19 protein-coding genes are annotated in these 19,883 nt (G+C 50.9%); 9 read left to right on the top strand and 10 right to left on the bottom strand.

What is annotated here, in order from left to right:
• Positions 1 to 308: 308 nt before the first annotated feature.
• Positions 309 to 938: a ribosome biogenesis GTP-binding protein YihA/YsxC gene (gene yihA, locus ACOTZC_RS21740; RefSeq protein WP_023309768.1), complete on the bottom strand. Its 630-nt coding sequence runs from the start codon at positions 936 to 938 to the stop codon at positions 309 to 311.
• Positions 939 to 1,515: 577 nt separating this feature from the next.
• On the opposite strand from yihA, the gene yihI reads away from it, so the two are divergent.
• Complete coding sequence (yihI, locus tag ACOTZC_RS21735) at positions 1,516 to 2,031, top strand: Der GTPase-activating protein YihI (RefSeq protein WP_023309767.1); 516 nt, start codon at positions 1,516 to 1,518, stop codon at positions 2,029 to 2,031.
• 188 nt (positions 2,032 to 2,219) lie between these two features.
• The gene (gene hemN, locus ACOTZC_RS21730; protein WP_248169885.1) at positions 2,220 to 3,593 is read left to right on the top strand and encodes an oxygen-independent coproporphyrinogen III oxidase; all 1,374 of its coding nucleotides are present in this window, start codon (positions 2,220 to 2,222) and stop codon (positions 3,591 to 3,593) included.
• Between the two features lie 72 nt (positions 3,594 to 3,665).
• Here the strand turns inward: hemN and ACOTZC_RS21725 are convergent, their stop codons facing one another.
• From ACOTZC_RS21725 to glnA, 4 genes are all read right to left on the bottom strand, one after another.
• Entirely contained in the window at positions 3,666 to 3,776 is a 111-nt protein-coding gene (locus ACOTZC_RS21725) for a YshB family small membrane protein (RefSeq protein WP_023333898.1), read from the bottom strand.
• Positions 3,777 to 3,887: 111 nt separating this feature from the next.
• Positions 3,888 to 5,300 (bottom strand): nitrogen regulation protein NR(I), encoded by a 1,413-nt coding sequence (glnG, locus tag ACOTZC_RS21720; RefSeq protein ID WP_023309765.1) that lies wholly within the window; start codon positions 5,298 to 5,300, stop codon positions 3,888 to 3,890.
• 11 nt (positions 5,301 to 5,311) lie between these two features.
• A complete protein-coding gene (gene glnL / locus ACOTZC_RS21715) occupies positions 5,312 to 6,361 on the bottom strand; it encodes a nitrogen regulation protein NR(II) (RefSeq protein ID WP_008501857.1) in 1,050 nt (349 codons plus the stop codon).
• A 171-nt stretch (positions 6,362 to 6,532) separates the two neighbouring features.
• Positions 6,533 to 7,942, bottom strand: a complete 1,410-nt coding sequence (gene glnA, locus ACOTZC_RS21710; protein WP_023309763.1) for a glutamate--ammonia ligase — start codon at positions 7,940 to 7,942, stop codon at positions 6,533 to 6,535.
• A 378-nt stretch (positions 7,943 to 8,320) separates the two neighbouring features.
• On the opposite strand from glnA, the gene typA reads away from it, so the two are divergent.
• A complete protein-coding gene (typA, locus tag ACOTZC_RS21705) occupies positions 8,321 to 10,144 on the top strand; it encodes a ribosome-dependent GTPase TypA (RefSeq protein ID WP_023309762.1) in 1,824 nt (607 codons plus the stop codon).
• Between the two features lie 155 nt (positions 10,145 to 10,299).
• On the opposite strand, the gene ACOTZC_RS21700 is transcribed toward typA, so the two are convergent.
• The 4 genes from ACOTZC_RS21700 to ACOTZC_RS21685 all read right to left on the bottom strand — a co-directional run bounded on the left by ACOTZC_RS21700 (position 10,300) and on the right by ACOTZC_RS21685 (position 14,816).
• The gene (locus ACOTZC_RS21700) at positions 10,300 to 12,417 is read right to left on the bottom strand and encodes a peptidase domain-containing ABC transporter (RefSeq protein ID WP_047749199.1); all 2,118 of its coding nucleotides are present in this window, start codon (positions 12,415 to 12,417) and stop codon (positions 10,300 to 10,302) included.
• Entirely contained in the window at positions 12,410 to 13,684 is a 1,275-nt protein-coding gene (locus tag ACOTZC_RS21695) for an HlyD family secretion protein (RefSeq protein WP_421636022.1), read from the bottom strand. The genes ACOTZC_RS21700 and ACOTZC_RS21695 overlap by 8 nt, the downstream gene beginning before the upstream one ends.
• Positions 13,685 to 13,752: 68 nt before the next feature.
• Positions 13,753 to 14,037, bottom strand: coding sequence for a hypothetical protein (locus ACOTZC_RS21690; protein ID WP_023309759.1), 285 nt, complete (start codon positions 14,035 to 14,037; stop codon positions 13,753 to 13,755).
• A gap of 2 nt (positions 14,038 to 14,039) precedes the next feature.
• A complete protein-coding gene (locus ACOTZC_RS21685) occupies positions 14,040 to 14,816 on the bottom strand; it encodes a hypothetical protein (RefSeq protein WP_023309758.1) in 777 nt (258 codons plus the stop codon).
• 406 nt (positions 14,817 to 15,222) lie between these two features.
• Between ACOTZC_RS21685 and yihX the strand changes: the two genes are divergently transcribed.
• Genes yihX through fabY form a run of 4 tightly spaced genes read left to right on the top strand, consistent with a single transcriptional unit; the run spans position 15,223 to position 18,117 of the window.
• On the top strand, positions 15,223 to 15,822 hold the full coding sequence (gene yihX, locus ACOTZC_RS21680) for a glucose-1-phosphatase (RefSeq protein WP_248169881.1): 600 nt from the start codon (positions 15,223 to 15,225) through the stop codon (positions 15,820 to 15,822).
• A complete protein-coding gene (locus ACOTZC_RS21675; RefSeq protein WP_023309756.1) occupies positions 15,816 to 16,697 on the top strand; it encodes a virulence factor BrkB family protein in 882 nt (293 codons plus the stop codon). Before yihX ends, ACOTZC_RS21675 begins: the two co-directional genes overlap by 7 nt.
• Positions 16,694 to 17,131, top strand: a complete 438-nt coding sequence (gene dtd, locus ACOTZC_RS21670; protein WP_008501836.1) for a D-aminoacyl-tRNA deacylase — start codon at positions 16,694 to 16,696, stop codon at positions 17,129 to 17,131. The genes ACOTZC_RS21675 and dtd overlap by 4 nt, the downstream gene beginning before the upstream one ends.
• Before the next feature lie 44 nt (positions 17,132 to 17,175).
• Complete coding sequence (gene fabY / locus ACOTZC_RS21665) at positions 17,176 to 18,117, top strand: fatty acid biosynthesis protein FabY (protein ID WP_023309755.1); 942 nt, start codon at positions 17,176 to 17,178, stop codon at positions 18,115 to 18,117.
• An 8-nt stretch (positions 18,118 to 18,125) separates the two neighbouring features.
• Here fabY and ACOTZC_RS21660 read toward each other — a convergent pair whose 3' ends face one another.
• Positions 18,126 to 19,046 (bottom strand): alpha/beta hydrolase, encoded by a 921-nt coding sequence (locus ACOTZC_RS21660; protein WP_126304472.1) that lies wholly within the window; start codon positions 19,044 to 19,046, stop codon positions 18,126 to 18,128.
• 199 nt (positions 19,047 to 19,245) lie between these two features.
• Here ACOTZC_RS21660 and ACOTZC_RS21655 point away from each other — a divergent pair, with 199 nt between their 5' ends.
• Together ACOTZC_RS21655 and ACOTZC_RS21650 are read left to right on the top strand one after the other, a co-directional pair.
• On the top strand, positions 19,246 to 19,488 hold the full coding sequence (locus ACOTZC_RS21655) for a ribbon-helix-helix protein, CopG family (RefSeq protein WP_023309753.1): 243 nt from the start codon (positions 19,246 to 19,248) through the stop codon (positions 19,486 to 19,488).
• A 2-nt stretch (positions 19,489 to 19,490) separates the two neighbouring features.
• On the top strand, positions 19,491 to 19,862 hold the full coding sequence (locus tag ACOTZC_RS21650) for a type II toxin-antitoxin system VapC family toxin (protein ID WP_080298642.1): 372 nt from the start codon (positions 19,491 to 19,493) through the stop codon (positions 19,860 to 19,862).
• The last annotated feature ends 21 nt before the right edge of the window (positions 19,863 to 19,883 follow it).

The following is a 19,883-nucleotide window of genomic DNA, read 5'->3' as shown; positions in this document are numbered from 1 at the left end:
TTCTTCGCATAACGCGCTTTTTATGTAAGTTTGCAACATAACAACGCGCGTTTTGTGACAATCATTAGAATTCCCTATGTAAAGAATGAAAAAAAACTACAAAAAGTGCTTTTTCTGCAGCACAAAAAGGGGTAGAGTTGTCGGCGTAGGGTACAGAGGTAAGATGTTCTATCTTTCAGACCTTTTACTTCACGTAATCGGATTTGGCTGAATATTTTAGCCGCCCCAGTCAGTAATGACTGGGGCGTTTTTTATTGCGGCAAAGAAAAATTCAGGCAAAAAAAACGCGGCTATCGCCGCGCTCCGTATTACTCTTCTTCCGCTTCCGTCGCGGGTTCCAGCTCGCTAAACCAGGTATCGAGCTTCTGACGCAGCTTGTCCACGCCCTGCTTTTTCAGCGAGGAGAACGGCTCAACCTGCACATCACCGTTGAACGCCAGCACCGCTTCGCGAACCATATTCACCTGCGCTTTGCGCGCGCCGCTCGCCAGCTTATCGGCTTTCGTCAGCAGCACCAGCACGGCGATATCGCTTGCTACAGCCCAGTCGATCATCTGCTGATCCAGATCTTTCAGGGGATGGCGAATATCCATCAGCACCACCAGACCTTTCAGACACAGGCGTTTTTCCAGGTATTCACCCAGCGCACGCTGCCACTTGATTTTCATCTCTTCCGGTACCTGCGCGTAACCGTAGCCCGGTAAGTCGACCAGGCGTTTGCCCTCTGCGACTTCAAACAGGTTGATCAGCTGGGTACGGCCAGGTGTTTTTGAGGTGCGCGCCAGGCTCTTCTGATTGGTCAGCGTATTCAGGGCGCTGGATTTCCCCGCATTGGAGCGGCCAGCAAATGCCACTTCAATACCGGTATCAGAAGGAAGGTGGCGAATATCGGGCGCACTGGTGACAAAATGCGTCTGTTGGTAGTTCCAGGTAGTCACGTGGTCGTCTCCAAAATCGTAATCTGAAGGGGATTATACCCGAATGCAGGCAAAAGGCTTTTCTGATTGCTATGAGCAGTAGACGAATGCCACAACCGGTGTGAGAGATCGGCCAGTAATGCTATGCGAGATTTCAGAGAATTCGCAGGCGTAAAAAAATTCAAACTGTTTTAAATCATAAGCTTATTTCCAGGTAATTATCTGAAAATCCCTCTTTGTACCGTTTCGTTGCTTGTTAGTTTAACTGAACAAGGTAAAGTGTGCGTCAGGGCGAGGAAGCCAACAGGAAATCGACTTAAGGATGAGGGTCAGGAGCGCCAGGAGGCGAAGACGCAGGATTGTCAGGATGACCAGCGCCTGGAGGCGTTTTAAAAGGAAATGGAACCGTATCACGGACGGTATTAGCCAAGGGATAAACAGGGTTTGTTGTTGGCAAACACGGAATGTCTGACCCGCTAAGGGTTGTGAGTCAGGAAAAAAGGCGACAGATTGCTCTGTCGCCTTTTTTCTTTGCTTGCTTTCTGCTAGATTTCGCCGCAATTCTATACTGAAGAAAACGACTTAAAGATAAAACATCATGAAAAAACCAACCTCCGCTGCAGGCGCGAAACGCCCTGTAAAAGCACGCCGCAAAACGCGCGAAGAACTGAACCAGGAAGCGCGCGATCGCAAACGCGATAAAAAACATCGCGGTCATGCTGCGGGTAGCCGTGCCAACGGTGGTGGTGCAGCGGGTGCTTCTGCGAAAGGCAAACAGCAGAAAGACCCTCGTATCGGCAGTAAAACTCCCATTCCACTGGGCGTGACAGACACCCCGGTCACTAAGCAGCACAAACCAAAGAGCGAGAAACCTATGCTTTCACCGCAGGCTGAGCTGGATTTGCTGGAGAACGATGAGCGCCTGGACGCGCTGCTGGAACGTCTTGAAGAGGGTGAAACCCTGACCGCTGAAGAGCAGTCATGGGTGGATGCCAAACTGGATCGTATCGATGAACTGATGCAGAAGCTGGGCCTGTCATACGACGATGACGAAGATGAAGAAGAAGACGAAAAGCAGGAAGATATGATGCGTCTTCTGAAGGGTGGAAACTAACATTTGCACCCGGCAGGCACGATAGTCCTGCTTATAACCCTTCCGGTTATATGTTATCTGGTGTGGTTATTCGTTAAACTACGGCGGTTGTCGCGGCGACAGAAGTGGCTGCGCACCCGAATGATGGCCCGCGATGGGGCCAGAACGGGCCGCCGTATACGAACGCGACACCAACGGAAGGAGTGAGCATGTCAGCACCAACTATCGACTGGGATTTGGCCCTAATCCAGAAATATAACTATTCCGGGCCGCGTTATACGTCATACCCCACCGCGCTGGAGTTCTCCGATGCCTTCGGCGAGGCTGATTTCCAGCAGGCTGTCGCGCGCTATCCTGAGCGTCCGCTGTCGCTCTACGTCCATATTCCGTTCTGCCACAAGCTCTGCTACTTCTGCGGGTGCAATAAAATCGTTACCCGTCAGCAGCACAAAGCCGACCAGTATCTTGATGCACTCGAACAAGAAATTGTGCATCGCGCGCCGCTGTTTGCTGGCCGTCACGTCAGCCAGCTTCACTGGGGCGGCGGTACGCCAACCTATCTGAATAAAGCGCAAATAAGCCGCCTGATGACCCTGCTGCGCGGCAATTTCAGTTTTAACGCCGACGCTGAAATCTCGATCGAAGTCGATCCGCGTGAAATTGAGCTGGATGTACTGGATCACTTACGCGCCGAAGGCTTCAATCGTCTGAGCATGGGCGTGCAGGATTTCAATAAAGAGGTTCAGCGTCTGGTGAACCGCGAGCAGGACGAAGAATTTATCTTTGCCTTACTCAATCACGCGCGTGAGATTGGTTTCACCTCGACCAATATTGACCTGATATACGGCCTGCCAAAGCAGACGCCGGAAAGCTTCGCCTTCACCCTGAAGCGCGTGGCCGAACTCAACCCGGACCGCCTGAGCGTCTTTAACTATGCGCATCTGCCGACGCTCTTTGCCGCTCAGCGCAAAATAAAAGATGCCGATCTTCCTTCTGCCCAGCAGAAGCTGGATATCCTGCAGGAAACCATCACCTCGCTGACCGAAACCGGCTATCAGTTTATCGGGATGGATCACTTTGCCCGTCCGGATGACGAGCTGGCGATTGCGCAGCATGAAGGCGTTCTGCACCGAAACTTCCAGGGCTACACAACCCAGGGCGATACCGATTTGCTGGGGATGGGCGTCTCCGCTATCAGCATGATTGGCGACTGCTACGCGCAGAACCAGAAAGAGCTGAAGCTTTACTACCAGCAGGTTGATGAAACGGGCAACGCGCTGTGGCGCGGCATTGCGTTAACGCGCGACGACTGCATCCGGCGCGATGTGATTAAGGCGCTAATTTGCAACTTCCGTCTCGATTTCAGCGACGTTGAGTCGCAGTGGGATCTTCATTTCAGCGATTATTTTGCGGAAGACCTGAAGCTGATTGCACCGCTGGCGAAAGACGGGCTGGTGGATGTGTCGGAGAACGCGATTGAGGTCACGCCGAAAGGGCGTCTGTTGATCCGTAATATCTGCATGTGCTTTGACGCGTATCTGCGTCAGAAAGCGCGACTGCAGCAGTTCTCGCGGGTGATTTAAGGCGCATTGCCAAAAGCACTAAACGTAGGCCGGGTAAGGCGAAGCCGCCACCCGGCTTTTACGTTCAACTCGCTAGCTAAACAGCCCAACCAGCGCCGCACACAACATAGCCGCAACGGCTGTTTGTGGCGTGTGGCTTTCAGCGGCTCCGCTAGAGAGCATATTCACGATTGTTTCCAGCATGATGTTCACCCCCAATTTCCGGGCACGATCATACAAAACTCATCGGAACAGTAAAGCGCAAAATAACGGCAATTTGCGCTCAATTAATAACCTTTACACAGCGGCGTGCGATCACTCCATTCCCAGCTCTTTAAGCTTGCGCGTCAGGGTATTACGTCCCCATCCCAGCAGGCGAGCGGCTTCCTGCTTATGACCCTGCGTATGGCGAAGCGCGGTGGTTAACAGCGTACGCTCCATCTCTGGCTGAGCTTCAGACAGCAGGTTTTGATGACCGGAACGCAGCGCGCGGTCGGCCCACTGCGCCAGCAGCGTCGCCCAGCTGTCCGGCAGCGCGTGCCCGGTACTGCTTTCAGGCGCGGTTGCTTCAAACAGCTCGGCCGGTAAATCCTGAATCAGCACTTCCTGCCCGGCGGCCATCACGGTTAACCAGCGACAGGTGTTTTCCAGCTGACGCACGTTGCCCGGCCACGCCAGACGCGTCAGAGCGGCATCGGTTTCCGGGTGAAGCTGCTTGGCTTCCACACCCAGCTCGCGGGCGGCCACCTGCAGGAAATGACGTGCCAGGCGGGGAATATCTTCCCGACGCTCACGCAGCGGCGGCAGATGAACGCGGATGACGTTCAGACGGTGGAATAAATCCTCACGGAATTTTCCTTCCTGCACGCGTTGTTCCAGGTTCTGGTGGGTCGCGGCGATAATACGCACGTCCACCTTCACCGGCGCATAGCCGCCCACGCGATAAAACTGCCCGTCGGCCAGCACGCGCAGCAGGCGGGTCTGGACATCCAGCGGCATATCGCCGATCTCATCCAGAAACAGCGTACCGCCGTCGGCCTGTTCAAACCGCCCCTGGCGAATGGTATTGGCGCCGGTGAATGCCCCTTTTTCATGGCCGAACAGTTCGGACTCAATCAAATCCTTCGGGATCGCCGCCATATTCAGGGCGATGAACGGCGCTTTTGCCCGCGGGCTGTGGCGGTGCAATGCATGCGCCACAAGCTCTTTACCGGTTCCCGACTCACCGTTAATCAATACGCTGATGGACGAGCGGGATAAACGACCAATAATGCGAAACACGTCCTGCATCGCCGGCGCTTCACCGATAATGTCTGTGGTTGGCCCAAAATCGGGCGCGTGGCGCGGCTGTTGCTGCTCCTGATAATGGCTAATCGCGCGCTCAACCAGCGCCACCGCTTCGTCGATATCAAAGGGTTTGGGCAGATAATCGAATGCCCCTTGCTGATAGGCGCTCACTGCGGCATCCAGATCGGAGTGCGCGGTCATTATGATGACCGGAAGCATAGGGTGGCGTTGTTTGATCTGCTTTAACAGCGCCAGCCCGTCCATGCCCGGCATACGAATATCCGAAAGCAGAACATCTGGCGTTTTGGTGGTGAGTGCGTCGAGCACTTCGCTGCCGCTCTCAAACGTCGTGCAGCTTAATCCTGCCCCTGTGAGCGCGCGTTCAAGCACCCAACGGATGGAGCTATCGTCATCGACTACCCAGACTATCCCTCGTTGCATAAACGTCACCTTTATTTTTTAATCGGCAGGAAAACCGAAAACTCGGTATGTCCCGGCCAACTGGTAAATTCAATTTTCCCGGAGTGTTGATCGATCAAACTGCGGGCAATGGATAAGCCCAGGCCGGTTCCGCCTTCGCGACCGCTTACCATCGGGTAGAACAGGGTGTCCTGCAAATGCGATGGAATGCCGGGCCCGTTATCCTCAACGTCGATTCGGGCGGCCAGCCGGTAGCGCACGCCGTGTAACGTGAGCTGGAAGGCGGTGCGGGTGCGTAAAATAATCTCACCGCCTTCAGGCCCCAGCGCCTGCAGGGCATTACGCACAATATTCAACAGGACCTGCTCAATCTGGTCCGGGTCATGGGCCAGTTCCGGCAGGCTTGGGTCGTAATCACGTACCAGCGTGACGTTCTCTGGCAGCTCCATTGAGACGAGCTTCACCACCCGCTCAGCCACTTTATGGATGCTTTCTGTGACGTGCATTCCCGGCTGCTGTGGCCCAAGAAGACGGTCTACCAGATTCCGCAGACGGTCCGCCTGCTCAATGATGACGTTGGTATACTCCGCCAGCGCGGGATCGGGCAGCGCTTTGGTCAGAAGCTGCGCCGCGCCGCGTAATCCACCCAGCGGGTTTTTGATTTCATGCGCCAGACCGCGCACCAGATCACGGGCGGCAATCTGCTGCGCATGCTGAAGCTGCTCCTGGCTCAGTCGACGCTGATTATCCATCGGCGCCATTTCCAGCAGGATCAGACCTTCGGGAAGCCGTTGCGCGGTTAACGACAGAATGTGCGAGCGCCCGTCGATCACCAGCGTGACTTCGTTATCGGTAAACCCCTGGCCAGCCTGCAAACTTTCCTGCATCAGGCCAATATTCAGCGAAAAATAGCTCAGGAGTTCAGGAAGCGGGGTACCGAACAGTTTACGTGCGCTTTGGGCGAGCAGCTGCTGCGCGGCCGGGTTGGCGTAATGAACGGCCAGCTCGTCATCGACCAGCAATATGCTGTTAATCAAAGAATTGAGGATCTGCCCAGCATCGGGCAGCGTGCCAGTTGCCATTCAGCAGTCTCCTGGAGTCGTTTGCACTAATTTAGTGCAGTATAGCGTTTTCGGCGTAAAAAGCGCGTGAGATCAGGTTGTTGGTGGAGAAAAAAGCCCATCCGGAGATGGGCTAAAAGTTTCCACGGCAACTACCCCCGGCGTTTATCACGCCGGGTAAAACAACTTTTATTAAACGCTGTAGTACAGTTCGAACTCAACCGGGTGTGGAGTCATACGCACGCGGTCGTTCTCTTCCATACGCAGGGCGATGTAGGCATCGATAGCGTCGTCAGTGAATACGCCACCTGCAGTCAGGAACTCGCGGTCTGCGTCCAGCGCCTGCAGGGCTTCTTCCAGAGAGCCAGCAACCTGTGGGATCTCTTTCGCTTCTTCTGGCGGCAGGTCGTACAGGTTTTTGTCCATCGCTTCGCCCGGGTGGATCTTGTTCTTGATACCGTCCAGACCGGCCATCAGCAGTGCTGCGAAGCACAGGTATGGGTTAGCCGCTGGGTCCGGGAAGCGAACTTCGATACGACGCGCTTTAGGAGAAGCCACCACCGGAATACGGATAGAAGCAGAACGGTTACGTGCAGAGTAGGCCAGCATCACTGGCGCTTCGTAGCCCGGGACCAGACGCTTGTAGGAGTTCGTGGTTGGGTTCGCCAGGGCGTTGATCGCTTTAGCGTGTTTGATAACACCACCGATGTAATACAGCGCCTGCTCGGACAGACCGGCATATTTGTCGCCAGAGAACAGGTTGGTACCGTTCTTGGACAGAGACATGTGGCAGTGCATACCGGAACCGTTATCGCCAAACATTGGTTTTGGCATGAAGGTCGCGGTTTTACCGAAACGGTGCGCAACGTTGTGCACAACGTATTTGTAGATCTGAATTTCGTCCGCTTTTTTGGTCATGGTGTTGAAGCGGGTTGCCACTTCGTTCTGACCAGCAGTCGCCACTTCGTGGTGGTGAGCTTCAACAACCAGGCCCATCTCTTCCATCACCAGACACATGGTGGAACGGATGTCCTGTGCAGAGTCGACCGGAGGAACCGGGAAGTAACCGCCTTTCACGCCAGGACGGTGACCTTTGTTACCGCCTTCGTATTTGGTGGAAGAGTTCCATGCACCTTCGATGTCGTCGATAGCCACGTGGGAGCCAGAAATAGAGGCACCGAAGCGGATGTCATCGAACAGGAAGAATTCTGGCTCTGGCCCGAACAGAACGGTGTCTGCGATGCCGGTAGAACGCAGGTACTCTTCAGCGCGTTTCGCGATAGAACGTGGGTCGCGGTCGTAGCCCTGCAGCGTGCCTGGCTCGAGGATGTCGCAACGGATGATCAGGGTTGGTTCTTCGAAGAACGGATCAATGACCGCAGTGGTCGCGTCTGGCATCAGAACCATGTCGGATTCGTTAATGCCTTTCCAGCCACCAATGGAGGAGCCGTCAAACATTTTGCCTTCTTCAAAGAATTCGGCGTTCACCTGATGAGCAGGGATTGTGACGTGCTGTTCTTTACCTTTGGTATCGGTGAAGCGCAGATCAACAAACTTCACTTCATGTTCGTTCAGCATCGTCAAAACGTGTTCAGCGGACATACTTAACTCTCCAGATTGGTCATTGTCGTCGTGGTAACGAGGTCTTCAATTTCTGTTTGTACTGGCTGGTGCCATGTATTTTTTATAAAGCGAAATCTGTGCCAACTTTTAAATCACCCCAAAAAGGCGTTATCATGCGCACCATAGTGCAAAAGGGCTGCACCACAATGGATTTGTTGCACCAGTATAGTGCTTCAATGTGAACATTGAGCACTATATTGGTGCAATTTACGTTAAAGTGCCCTTTTACCGCTCCGTGAAAGCGATCACAAAGCATCTCTGCGATACTTGTTTGCGGGGGATGTTTGTGATCCTGTTTTGTAGTGCGATTAATCCGTGTACAATAACGCGCTATTTCTAAATGCCTGAGGCAAAGTTGTGATCGAAAATTTGCGTAACATCGCCATCATCGCGCACGTAGACCATGGTAAAACTACCCTGGTTGACAAGCTGCTGCAGCAATCCGGTACGTTTGATGCGCGTGCCGAAACCCAAGAACGCGTGATGGACTCCAACGATTTGGAGAAAGAGCGTGGGATTACCATCCTCGCGAAAAACACCGCGATTAAATGGAATGACTACCGTATCAACATCGTTGATACCCCAGGGCACGCCGACTTCGGTGGCGAAGTTGAACGTGTAATGTCCATGGTAGACTCCGTTCTGCTGGTCGTTGACGCAATGGATGGCCCAATGCCACAGACGCGCTTCGTGACCAAAAAAGCTTTTGCCCATGGTCTGAAGCCAATCGTTGTTATCAACAAAGTTGACCGCCCTGGCGCGCGTCCTGACTGGGTTGTTGACCAGGTCTTCGACCTGTTCGTTAACCTCGATGCGACCGACGAGCAGCTGGACTTCCCTATCGTTTACGCATCTGCGCTGAACGGTATCGCAGGTCTGGACCACGAAGACATGGCTGAAGACATGACCCCGCTATATCAGGCGATTGTTGACCGTGTTCCTGCACCAAACGTCGATCTCGACGGCACCCTGCAGATGCAGATCTCTCAGCTCGACTACAACAACTACGTTGGCGTAATCGGCATTGGTCGTATCAAGCGCGGTAAAGTGAAGCCTAACCAGCAGGTTACTATCATCGATAGCGAAGGCAAAACCCGTAACGGTAAAGTCGGTAAAGTACTGACTCACCTGGGTCTTGAGCGTATCGAGAGTGACGTTGCGGAAGCGGGCGACATCATCGCTATCACCGGTCTGGGTGAACTGAACATCTCCGACACCATCTGCGATCCGCAGAATGTCGAAGCGCTGCCAGCCCTGTCCGTTGATGAACCAACCGTATCCATGTTCTTCAACGTCAACACCTCTCCGTTCTGTGGTAAAGAAGGTAAATTCGTTACCTCTCGTCAGATCCTTGACCGCCTGAACAAAGAGCTGGTGCACAACGTTGCGCTGCGCGTTGAAGAAACCGAAGATGCTGATGCATTCCGCGTTTCTGGTCGTGGTGAGCTGCACCTGTCTGTTCTGATTGAGAACATGCGTCGTGAAGGTTTCGAAATGGCGGTTTCCCGTCCGAAAGTAATCTTCCGCGAGATCGATGGCCGTAAACAAGAGCCATTCGAAAACGTAACGCTGGACGTTGAAGAGCAGCATCAGGGTTCTGTGATGCAGGCTCTGGGTGAGCGTAAAGGCGACCTGAAAAACATGAATCCAGATGGCAAAGGCCGCGTACGTCTCGACTACGTGATCCCAAGCCGTGGCCTGATCGGCTTCCGTTCTGAGTTCATGACCATGACCTCCGGTACCGGCCTGCTGTACTCCACCTTCAGCCACTACGACGACGTTCGTCCGGGCGAAGTGGGCCAGCGTAACAACGGCGTACTGATCTCCAACGGTCAGGGTAAAGCTGTTGCGTTTGCGCTGTTCGGTCTGCAGGATCGCGGTAAGCTGTTCCTGGGTCACGGTGCTGAAGTTTATGAAGGCCAGATCATCGGTATTCACAGTCGTTCTAACGACCTGACCGTAAACTGCCTGACCGGTAAGAAACTGACCAACATGCGTGCGTCCGGTACTGACGAAGCAACGGTTCTGGTTCCACCGATCAAGATGACCCTGGAGCAGGCTCTGGAATTCATCGATGATGACGAACTGGTAGAAGTGACTCCACAGTCAATTCGTATCCGTAAACGTCACCTGACCGAGAACGATCGTAAACGTGCTATGCGCGGTGCGAAAGAAGAGTAATACGGTCAATCTCTAGGCCGGGTAAGCGTGAGCGCCACCCGACAACTAAAAAGCCGCTGATCTCTCAGCGGCTTTTTTATTCGATGTTCGCCAGAATTCTTCATTACCTGGGGCGTTATGTCCCGAAGCTATCTCTTTCCTGCGAAATTCAGGGATTAGAGTAACTCTGCTCCATTTATCACGAACACCCGATCTGCAGATGAAATCGTGGTTTCGCGATGCGCGATAATAATCCTGGTGATGTTCATCTCCTGTATAGACTGATTGACCTGACTTTCACTGGTTTTATCAAGGTGGCTGGTCGCCTCGTCCATGAATAAAATACCCGGTTTGCGGTATAATGCCCGGGCAATATAAATCCGCTGTTTTTGACCCCCGGACAACCCTTCCCCAAGTTCACCAATCAGTGTCTCGTAACCCATTGGTAGCTTTAAAATGTCATTATGAATATGGCTTGCGATGGCGCATTGCACCATCCACTGCTCGTCAATGTCAGGCCGAAAACCGGTGATATTCTCTTTGATAGAGCCTGAAAACAACTTATCTTCCTGCATGATACAGGCAATGCGTTCAGCATAATGCTCAAAACCAAGTTGCTTAATATCAATGCCATTAATTCGGACGCAGCCGTTCGACGGTTCGAATAAACCGCACAACACTTTCATCAAGGTGCTTTTACCTGCACCCGATACGCCCGTAATAGCAATACTCTCCCCGGCATGAATGGTCAGATTCAGTTTGCTGAATATAGGGTCCGCATGGTTATCATAACGGTAGGTCAAATCCTGAGTTTCGAGCGTTAAGGCTCCGTGTGGTAAACGCAGCGGGCTGGTGGCCGTTGAAGAAGATGCTTCCTGCAGCGCAATATCGGCAACGCGTTCATTATGTAAGTTGATGAGCTTCAGCTGAATGATAAAGTTGATCAGGGCATTTATTCGGTCATAGAACTGACTCCTGAAGGTATTAAACGCGATAAACATACCGATGGTTAAATGACTATCCATCATCAGCCTGCCGCTAACCCACAGGATAACAATTTGATCGCAGGCGGCGATAAAAGAGACGACACCACCAAAGAAGAGATCCATTCGCGTCAAACGAATGCCGGTATTGACCTTATCTGAAAAAAGATTAAACCAGTTATTGATTCTCAGGTCAGTCATCCCCTGAATCTTAATCGTCGCGATACCGTACAGGGTTTCCATAAAATAAGAATTAAGACGTGCTTCCTTGATTAACTCTTCTTCGGATAACTGGCGATAGTATCGATAGGTAGCAAACCGAATGAAGGTGTATATTGCGGTAAAAGAGACCACTATCATACTGAGCTGAAGGTTGTATAAAAACATCATTACCAGCAAACCCATGAGCATTAGCGTATCAATAATGCTACCAGTTAAACCTGTGGTAAAAGTGGCCCGTATAACATCAAGCGAGTGGAAACGAGACTGAATGTCCCCCAGTTTGCGTCTTTCAAAAAAGGTGGTTGGTAGCTTAATAAGGTGAGAAAAAAGGCTAAAACTCCACTGGACGTCGATGAGTGTTCCCAGTATCAGCATTGTCCAGGAGCGAATGATACTGATCGTCAAACGTAACAGAATCAGAATAAACAGCCCAAGACAGATGATATTAAGTAAACCGTAATCTCCGGATGCAATGACATTATCCGTGACTAATTGTGTTCCCACAGGCAACAGCAGGCTGATCAACTCAATCACCAGCGATAAGAAAAATATCTTCGCCAGTGATGTCATCAGTCCGTTGATATTCTTTAATAACGTGGAGGCTTTTAACCTGTTTTGCTTCTTTTGAACTGAGAAAGTGGTTCCCGGCCATACCTCAAGCACAACACCAGTAAAATGTTGGGACAATTCAGGCATGCTAATCACCCGTCGTCCAAACGCAGGGTCGTGGATCACCGCGCTGTTCTTATCGACCTTAATCAGTACGACAAAATGGTTAAAATCCCAATGCAATATGCAGGGCTTACGCACGGCATGTAATTCCTGAAGGTCCACGGACAATGCGCGTGACGACATCTCCAGTTCACTGGCAATTGCTTTTATCGCATGGAGGTTGACCCCACGTGATGACAAATTGAATTGTTGCCGGAGTTGCAGTAGATCGACCTGCTTGCCATAAAAACTGCATATCATTGAAAGACAGGCCAGGCCACATTCGGACGCTTCAGTTTGAAAGACAACTGGGATGCGTTTAAATATCCTCAGATCCAACTTGCGCAGCAGCGTCTCAAGTGTATAAAGTTTATTCATTACCCGCGTCCGTTACGCTCATTTTCATTTCGTAAAAGGGCGATAATAACCACTCATAGATATGTCTCTTTTCAAGGAAAAGAGAAATCTGCGCTTTGGCTCCCTGGCTCAGTAAGAGTTGTTTTCCATGAACTTGCACAGACTGTAGGTCAGGTTTGATCATGATTTTGTACCAGGACTTTTTATCGTCATAGAATTCGTGTGCGATGGTCTGTTTTGACAGGAGTTCTGGCTTCGATGCCGGAAGCCTGGATATTGCTGATATTGATGCCCTGAACTGACCAAATTTTTCATAAGGAAAGGCGTCGTAACTGACATTAACGCGCTGGCCAATCGCCAGATAAGGAAGAACTTCATCGGGAACCCAGGTTTCGAGATAGCATGGTGAATGGATATTCTGCTGAACTCGCGCCAGTACATCGCCTGCGCCGATCATCTTACCTTGCGCCGTATTGATGGAGTCGATTAAGCCATCGGCTGTTGCCTCGATGACATAATTACCTTCCGCTTCTGTATTTAACTTTTCTTTTTCCAGCTCGTATTTTTGTTGCTCAAGCTGGTAAATCTGATGGTCATAATCAGCGCCCTGGGACTGGATCTGCTGATTGAGCGTATCGACCTGAACCTGGTCTTGTGATTTTCTGGCGACCAGGTCAGAAACATTGCTCTGCTGTTGATAGAGTAGTGCGTTTTGACTACTCATTTGGTCTTTGGTGACCAGACCTTTTTCCTGATAACTACGGTAATCGTTAACGTTCTTCTCAATCTGATTCAGTTCCCGTTCAGCCTGCACGAGTAACCCAGATGAGGTATTAAAACTGGACTGATAATGATCTTTTTGAGTTGTTAGCGCAGCGAGAGTACGTTTTTTTGAAGAGTTCAAATTTGACATCATTACGCTGATACTGTTTATCTGTAGCGCGATCTCCTTTTTTTTATTTTCATCAACCAGGCCTGATTGTGTCGATACACCCGAATGAATGAGAAAGAGAGCGTCACCTTTTTTTACGCGATCGCCTTCATTAACAAAACTCTTCACGACTGTACCCTGAATTGATGCAGAGATATTCACTGAGCCAGGGAAAGTGGTTACCTCACCGTGAACGATGACGCGACGGGTATAGGAACCTTTGGTAATAAAAATAGAAATGGAAGCAATAAAAACAGTGCTGAGCAATATGATAAAAGAAAAAGGGATGCCCGGCAGAAGAACGGCTTTCCCTTCCCACCGGGTATTCTGATATTCAATAGCTTCCTTGCGAAACATATCTGGCCTCTTGCAGGGTGGAAATAGCCGCTAAATATCAGCGGCTATGAGTTATATTGATTCAGGAATTAATGTCTACCGTGATCATTACCCTGGCGGCCGCCACCACTTTTCGAACCACCATTACCTTTTGATGAACCACCGCTTTTACCACCAACGTTAACCGAGCAACCACCGCTAAAGGATGTGCTTTCAGAGTGAGAACCATCTTTATTAGTGGTGCTGGTGTGAGAATAGCTGCCATTACAACCAGCACTACCACCACCGAACATCCCACCAATCGCACTACCGATAGAACCCCACATTCCTGCACCGCTGACGTTACTTAATTCACTTTCATTGAGTTCACGCATTATTAATGTTCCTTGCAATAGTGAGCAAAAGGTATACCCATAATATCCATAGACTTTTTCCATACCATTTCACCATCCGTGAATGAAATGTTTTTTACGCCAAAACGCGTAAAATCCTTTTCGCTGTACGTCGACAGACCTGTGTCTGGATCACCAATATTTTCTTTTTGCCCGCAAAGTGGCATCATCCATGACACATTTATTTCTTTGTAGAATGCTTTATCCGTTTTTCTTATTTCTGAGAAAATGCGATCTGTTATCGTTGTGTCTGTATTGATTTCTCCGTTAACTGTAGTTGTTAACTTATTGTCATCAGAATTAGGTGACCCATGGAAACCAATAATCGAACCATAGTTGATGATTTTGTTTTTTGCCGCTGGGAAAAGATAGTTAGCACAGGAAGAAAGGCATAATCGCCTGACCTCAATGTTAATTTCTTTATCATGAATAATTCGTGCTATATTGATTGCAGTTTCGACATCACCACCACCACTGTTTATCGATATTGTTCTGACAGGGATAAGGTTTTTTTTGATAAGTCCCACAATGATTTTGTCATCATCTTTGGATATGTTTCCGTCGATATATAACGTATCAAAAACGAGGTGGGTTGAAGATTTTGGTTCAAGCCCTTGCTTCACAATTAATTGGCTAGAGAGTTGATATAAAATATCTCTGCTGGCTTTTTTAAATTGGTAGGCATTGTATGAATAAATAGCGAATGCGCAGAGTATTGCTATTAAAACGGCACTGAGGACGTATCCCTTTTTAATCTTCACGAAAGAGCAGCTCCATGTGTAAAGTAATGTAAACTTAGCATTATAAAAAAGAAGATAAATAGAGTATTTGTATCTAAATGTAAATTTAAGTAAAGTGAGCTTGTTGCAATTTCTCGCAAAGCCGCGAGAAATGGGATTGCCATGGCAAAAACTGGGCGGAATATGGTGATGAGAAAAAGCTTATGGAAGCGTTTTTCTATAATTTTTTGCAAAATGAACTAAAACGTATATCTTCGGAAAAACGCACTTAAATAAAACTCATCCCAGCCTATCGCCCGAAAGCCAATATCATCTTCCTTGCTAAATTTTTGTTCTTCATACTGCTCCCTCTCAGCTGAATCTCGTGCATAGCCAAACTTTATCTTTCCCGCTACAGTTACCTCTCCACGGCGAGCAGGAGATAACCATGCTTTATATCTTTGATTTAGGAAACGTAATCGTCGATATCGATTTTAATCGCGTGCTGGGTGCGTGGAGCGACTTTAGCCGTGTTCCGCTGGCGACACTGAAGCAGAATTTCGCGATGGGCGAGACCTTCCATCAGCATGAACGCGGCGAGATCGGTGATGAAGAATTCGCTGAACGTTTCTGCCAGGAGATGGGGCTTTCGTTAAGCTATGAACAGTTTTCCCACGGCTGGCAGGCGGTATTTGTGGCGGTTCGCTCTGAGGTGATCGACATCATGCACAAACTGCGCGAGCAGGGCCATCGGGTCGTTGTGCTATCAAATACCAACCGTCTGCACACCACATTCTGGCCTGAAGAATACCCTGAAGTTAAGGGGGCGGCCGACAAGATCTATCTTTCGCAGGAGATGGGTATGCGTAAGCCTGAAGCGCGAATTTATCAGGCTGTTCTGCAGTCAGAGGGATTCACCGCGGCCGATGCGGTCTTTTTCGACGACAACGCCGATAATGTAGAGGGAGCTAACCAGTTAGGTATAACGTCAATTCTGGTGACCGGAAAAGAGACGATACCAAACTACTTTGCGAAGCAGCTATGCTAAAAACCGTTCATCAAAAAGCCACGCATCATACTCGCCCGCTGAGGGCATGGCTGAAACTGCTCTGGCACCGTATTGATGAGGACAACATGACCACGCTGGCGGGCAACCTCGCCTACGTGTCGTTGCTCTCATTAGTGCCGCTGGTGGCGGTCATTTTTGCCCTGTTTTCGGCCTTTCCGATGTTTGCGGACGTCAGCCTGCAGCTTCGCCATTTTGTCTTCGCGAATTTTATTCCGGCAACCGGGGATGTCATCCAGAACTACATTGAGCAGTTCGTTGCCAACTCCAATAAGATGACGGCAGTGGGGGCATGCGGTCTTATCGTTACAGCGCTGCTGCTGATGTACGCCATCGATAACGCGCTGAACACGATCTGGCGGAGTAAAAAAGCGCGGCCAAAGGTCTATTCCTTTGCCGTGTACTGGATGATTCTCACACTGGGACCGCTGCTGGCTGGGGCGAGCCTGGCGATCAGTTCGTATCTGCTTTCCCTACGGTGGGCGAGTGATTTAAACGGTGTGATCGATAATGTGCTTCGCATCTTTCCGCTGATCCTGTCGTGGCTCTCGTTCTGGCTGCTCTATAGCGTCGTGCCGACCACGCGCGTGCCTAACCGAGATGCGGTTTTGGGGGCGCTGGTGGCGGCGTTGCTTTTTGAGCTCGGTAAAAAAGGGTTTGCCCTCTACATCACCATGTTTCCGTCCTATCAGCTGATTTACGGCGTGCTGGCGGTGATCCCCATTTTGTTTGTCTGGGTCTACTGGACCTGGTGTATCGTCTTGCTTGGTGCTGAAATAACTGTCACTCTCGGTGTATACCGCGAACTTAAAAAAGCAGCAGAAGCTGAAAAACAATTAGAAGCAGACCAACCATGATTGCATTGATACAGCGCGTAACCCGTGCCAGCGTCACCGTGGAGGGAGAGGTGACGGGTGAAATTGGCCCAGGACTTTTGGTGTTGTTAGGTGTCGAAAAGGATGATGACGAACAAAAAGCCAACCGCTTGTGTGAGCGCGTGCTGGGCTACCGTATTTTCAGCGATGCGGAAGGCAAGATGAACCTGAACGTCCAGCAGGCGGGCGGCAGCGTGCTGGTGGTTTCCCAGTTTACGCTGGCAGCGGATACCGAGCGCGGCATGCGCCCGAGCTTCTCTAAAGGCGCCGCGCCGGATCGTGCGGAAGCACTTTACGAGTACTTTGTTGAGCGTTGTCGTCAGCAGGAAATGAATACGCAAACCGGACGATTCGCTGCAGATATGCAGGTTTCGCTGGTGAACGATGGCCCCGTCACATTCTGGCTCCAGGTATGAGCCAACTGGCGGCGTGGCCGCGGGTAACAAGAGAGAGTACAGCTATGTATCACCTTCGAGTACCGCAAACGGAAGAAGAGTTAGACGCTTATTACCAGTTCCGCTGGGAAATGCTGCGCAAGCCACTGCATCAGCCAAAAGGATCTGAACGAGACGCCTGGGATGCGATGGCCCACCATCAGATGGTGATGGACGAAGAGGGTAACCTCGTCGCCGTCGGGCGCTTGTATATCAACGCCGATAACGAAGCGTCGATTCGCTTTATGGCGGTTCATCCCTCCGTTCAGGACAAAGGTCTGGGAACGCTAATGGCGATGACCCTTGAGTCCGTCGCCCGTCAGGAAGGCGTTAAGCGCGTCACCTGTAGCGCCCGCGAAGATGCCGTAGAATTCTTCGCCAAGCTCGGTTTTGTGAATCAGGGGGAAATCACAACCCCGCAAACCACGCCGATTCGTCATTTTTTGATGATCAAACCCATCGCCACGCTGGATGATATTCTTCATCGCGCCGACTGGTGCGGGCAGCTGCAGCAGGCCTGGTATCAGCACATTCCGCTCAGCGAAAAAATGGGCGTGCGCATTCAGCAGTACACCGGACAAAAATTTATTACCACCATGCCGGAAACCGGCAATCAGAACCCGCACCACACCCTGTTTGCCGGAAGTCTGTTTTCCCTCGCGACGCTCACCGGGTGGGGTCTCATCTGGCTGATGCTTCGCGAGCGTCATCTGGGCGGAACCATCATTCTCGCCGATGCACACATTCGCTATAGCGCACCGATAAGCGGCAAGCCGAGCGCCGTGGCCGATCTGGGGTCACTGGGTGGCGATCTCGACCGCCTGGCACGCGGCCGCAAAGCCCGCGTACAAATGCAGGTTGAACTGTTTGGCGATAAAACACCAGGGGCGGTGTTTGAAGGCACCTACATTGTTCTTCCAGCGAAGCCCTTCGGTGCGTATGAAGAGGGTGGGAACGAGGAGGAGTAATCTTCTGTTCACGTTATCCGGGCGTGCTGAATCCGCCCGGCGATATCCCGCATTAGGTCTCGCGCTGACTGGCTGACGCCGCCAAGCTGAAAGAAGCCATGGATGACGCCCAGCCAGCGCTGAGCAGTACATTTCACACCCTGCTCAGTCAGATGCTGATACAACATTTCTCCCTCATCGCACAGCGGATCGTACTCTGCGGTAATGATGTGCACTGGCGGAAGTCCGTAATAATCATCGCGCCACAGCGGGCTGGTTTCCGGATGCTGGCGGTCAGTCTCTGCGAGATACATTTCATACCCGCTGAGCAGGGTATCGCGGGTGATAATATAATCCGTGCCATTAAGGGCATAGCTTTCAAAGCTGGCCGTGGCGTCGAGCATGGGATAGATAAGAATAAGCTGTACAGGTTGCCACAGCCCTTTAACCTTAAGCCTCAGCGCCGTTACCAGCGCCAGATGCCCTCCTGCACTGTCTCCACAGAGGGTGAGCCGATTCTTATCCACGCCTAATTTGTCCGCATACTGCCAGACCAGATCTGCACCTCTTTCAGCATCGTCATGTGCGGCGGGGAAGGTATGCTCCGGCGCTAACCTGTACTGAACGGCGATCACCCGACAATTGCCGTAGGAGGCTAACTGGCGGAGTTGGTTGTCATGGGTATCAAAGCCGCCGCTGATAAAGCATCCGCCGTGATAGTAGATGGCAGCAGGCAATATTTCAGGGGCATTAAGAGGTGAAAATACTCGAATGGTAAGGCCCTCAAGCACTAGCGTCTCCACCTGAACGCGCGTTTCTATCTTCCCGGCAAGCCCCGCGCTGGCAATGTACCCTGCTCGTCGTACCTCAATGGTCTGTCGACGTGACGAAGGCCGGCCTGCAGCGATAAATCCCTGAACCAGCTGCGCAATACCCTGTTCCAGTGCCATGAAAATTCCCTTTAACTGTATGGATATACAGCTTTATAGCCTGGTTTAATTCAAAAGAAAATAAGAAAATTGTCGAGTACTAAAAATCTGGAAAGCGCTTCGCAAATAGCAGGAAAACTATAGCTACGTGCTTTAACCCTTCTGAATAAAAGCGTATGTTGCCTTAAAAATAGACAATGGTGATATACTAAGGTGATATATGAGTCTTTCCGCGGATCTTGATATGGGCAGAATTCTGATCGATTTGTCTGATGACGTAATTCAACGACTGGATAATCTGAAGCAGCTGCGTAACCGGCCTCGTGCCGAATTGCTTCGGGAAGCCATTGAGCAATATCTCGACCAGCAGAGTTCATCGGTTATCCGCGATGCGCTTGGCTTGTGGGGAAACCAGCAGGAAGATGGGCTTGAGTATGAACGCAAGCTGCGTGAGGAGTGGTAATTATGGAGCACATGGCGGTGTTCGATACCAATATACTCATTGATCTATTTAATAATCGCGTTGAGGCTGCGGATGCAATTGATCGCACAGCTTCGCATCGAGCAATTAGCCTGATCACATGGATGGAAGTCATGGTGGGTGCCCGCAAACATGGTCACGAAGCGAAAACTGCGACAGTGATGGGCGTATTTGAGATTATTGATATCACCCGAGATATCGCTGAAAGAAGTGTAATTCTGCGCGAGAAGCATGGAATGAAACTGCCTGATGCTATCATTCTGGCCACAGCTCAGAGCAGAAATTGTCCGTTGATTTCTCGAAACACGAAAGACTTTTCGGGCATTACTGGAGTCGTTTCACCTTACCAACTGTAGGCCGGGCAAGCTCGCGCCGCC

This window comes from Enterobacter cloacae complex sp. SHL009 (assembly GCF_049237205.1).
In the GTDB taxonomy this organism is placed as follows: domain Bacteria; phylum Pseudomonadota; class Gammaproteobacteria; order Enterobacterales; family Enterobacteriaceae; genus Enterobacter; species Enterobacter cloacae_M.
The sequence above is the reverse complement of the archived record's forward strand: the minus strand, read 5'-3'. Positions and strand labels throughout refer to the sequence as shown.

Coding starts and splice junctions, on each gene's coding strand:
- yihI (WP_023309767.1), top strand. CDS start 1,516: ATGAAAAAACCAACCTCCGCTGCAGGCGCGAAACGCCCTGTAAAAGCA.
- hemN (WP_248169885.1), top strand. CDS start 2,220: ATGTCAGCACCAACTATCGACTGGGATTTGGCCCTAATCCAGAAATAT.
- ACOTZC_RS21725 (WP_023333898.1), bottom strand. CDS start 3,776: ATGCTGGAAACAATCGTGAATATGCTCTCTAGCGGAGCCGCTGAAAGC.
- glnG (WP_023309765.1), bottom strand. CDS start 5,300: ATGCAACGAGGGATAGTCTGGGTAGTCGATGACGATAGCTCCATCCGT.
- glnL (WP_008501857.1), bottom strand. CDS start 6,361: ATGGCAACTGGCACGCTGCCCGATGCTGGGCAGATCCTCAATTCTTTG.
- glnA (WP_023309763.1), bottom strand. CDS start 7,942: ATGTCCGCTGAACACGTTTTGACGATGCTGAACGAACATGAAGTGAAG.
- ACOTZC_RS21700 (WP_047749199.1), bottom strand. CDS start 12,417: ATGAATAAACTTTATACACTTGAGACGCTGCTGCGCAAGTTGGATCTG.
- ACOTZC_RS21695 (WP_421636022.1), bottom strand. CDS start 13,684: ATGTTTCGCAAGGAAGCTATTGAATATCAGAATACCCGGTGGGAAGGG.
- ACOTZC_RS21690 (WP_023309759.1), bottom strand. CDS start 14,037: ATGCGTGAACTCAATGAAAGTGAATTAAGTAACGTCAGCGGTGCAGGA.
- yihX (WP_248169881.1), top strand. CDS start 15,223: ATGCTTTATATCTTTGATTTAGGAAACGTAATCGTCGATATCGATTTT.
- ACOTZC_RS21675 (WP_023309756.1), top strand. CDS start 15,816: ATGCTAAAAACCGTTCATCAAAAAGCCACGCATCATACTCGCCCGCTG.
- dtd (WP_008501836.1), top strand. CDS start 16,694: ATGATTGCATTGATACAGCGCGTAACCCGTGCCAGCGTCACCGTGGAG.
- fabY (WP_023309755.1), top strand. CDS start 17,176: ATGTATCACCTTCGAGTACCGCAAACGGAAGAAGAGTTAGACGCTTAT.
- ACOTZC_RS21660 (WP_126304472.1), bottom strand. CDS start 19,046: ATGGCACTGGAACAGGGTATTGCGCAGCTGGTTCAGGGATTTATCGCT.
- ACOTZC_RS21655 (WP_023309753.1), top strand. CDS start 19,246: ATGAGTCTTTCCGCGGATCTTGATATGGGCAGAATTCTGATCGATTTG.
- ACOTZC_RS21650 (WP_080298642.1), top strand. CDS start 19,491: ATGGAGCACATGGCGGTGTTCGATACCAATATACTCATTGATCTATTT.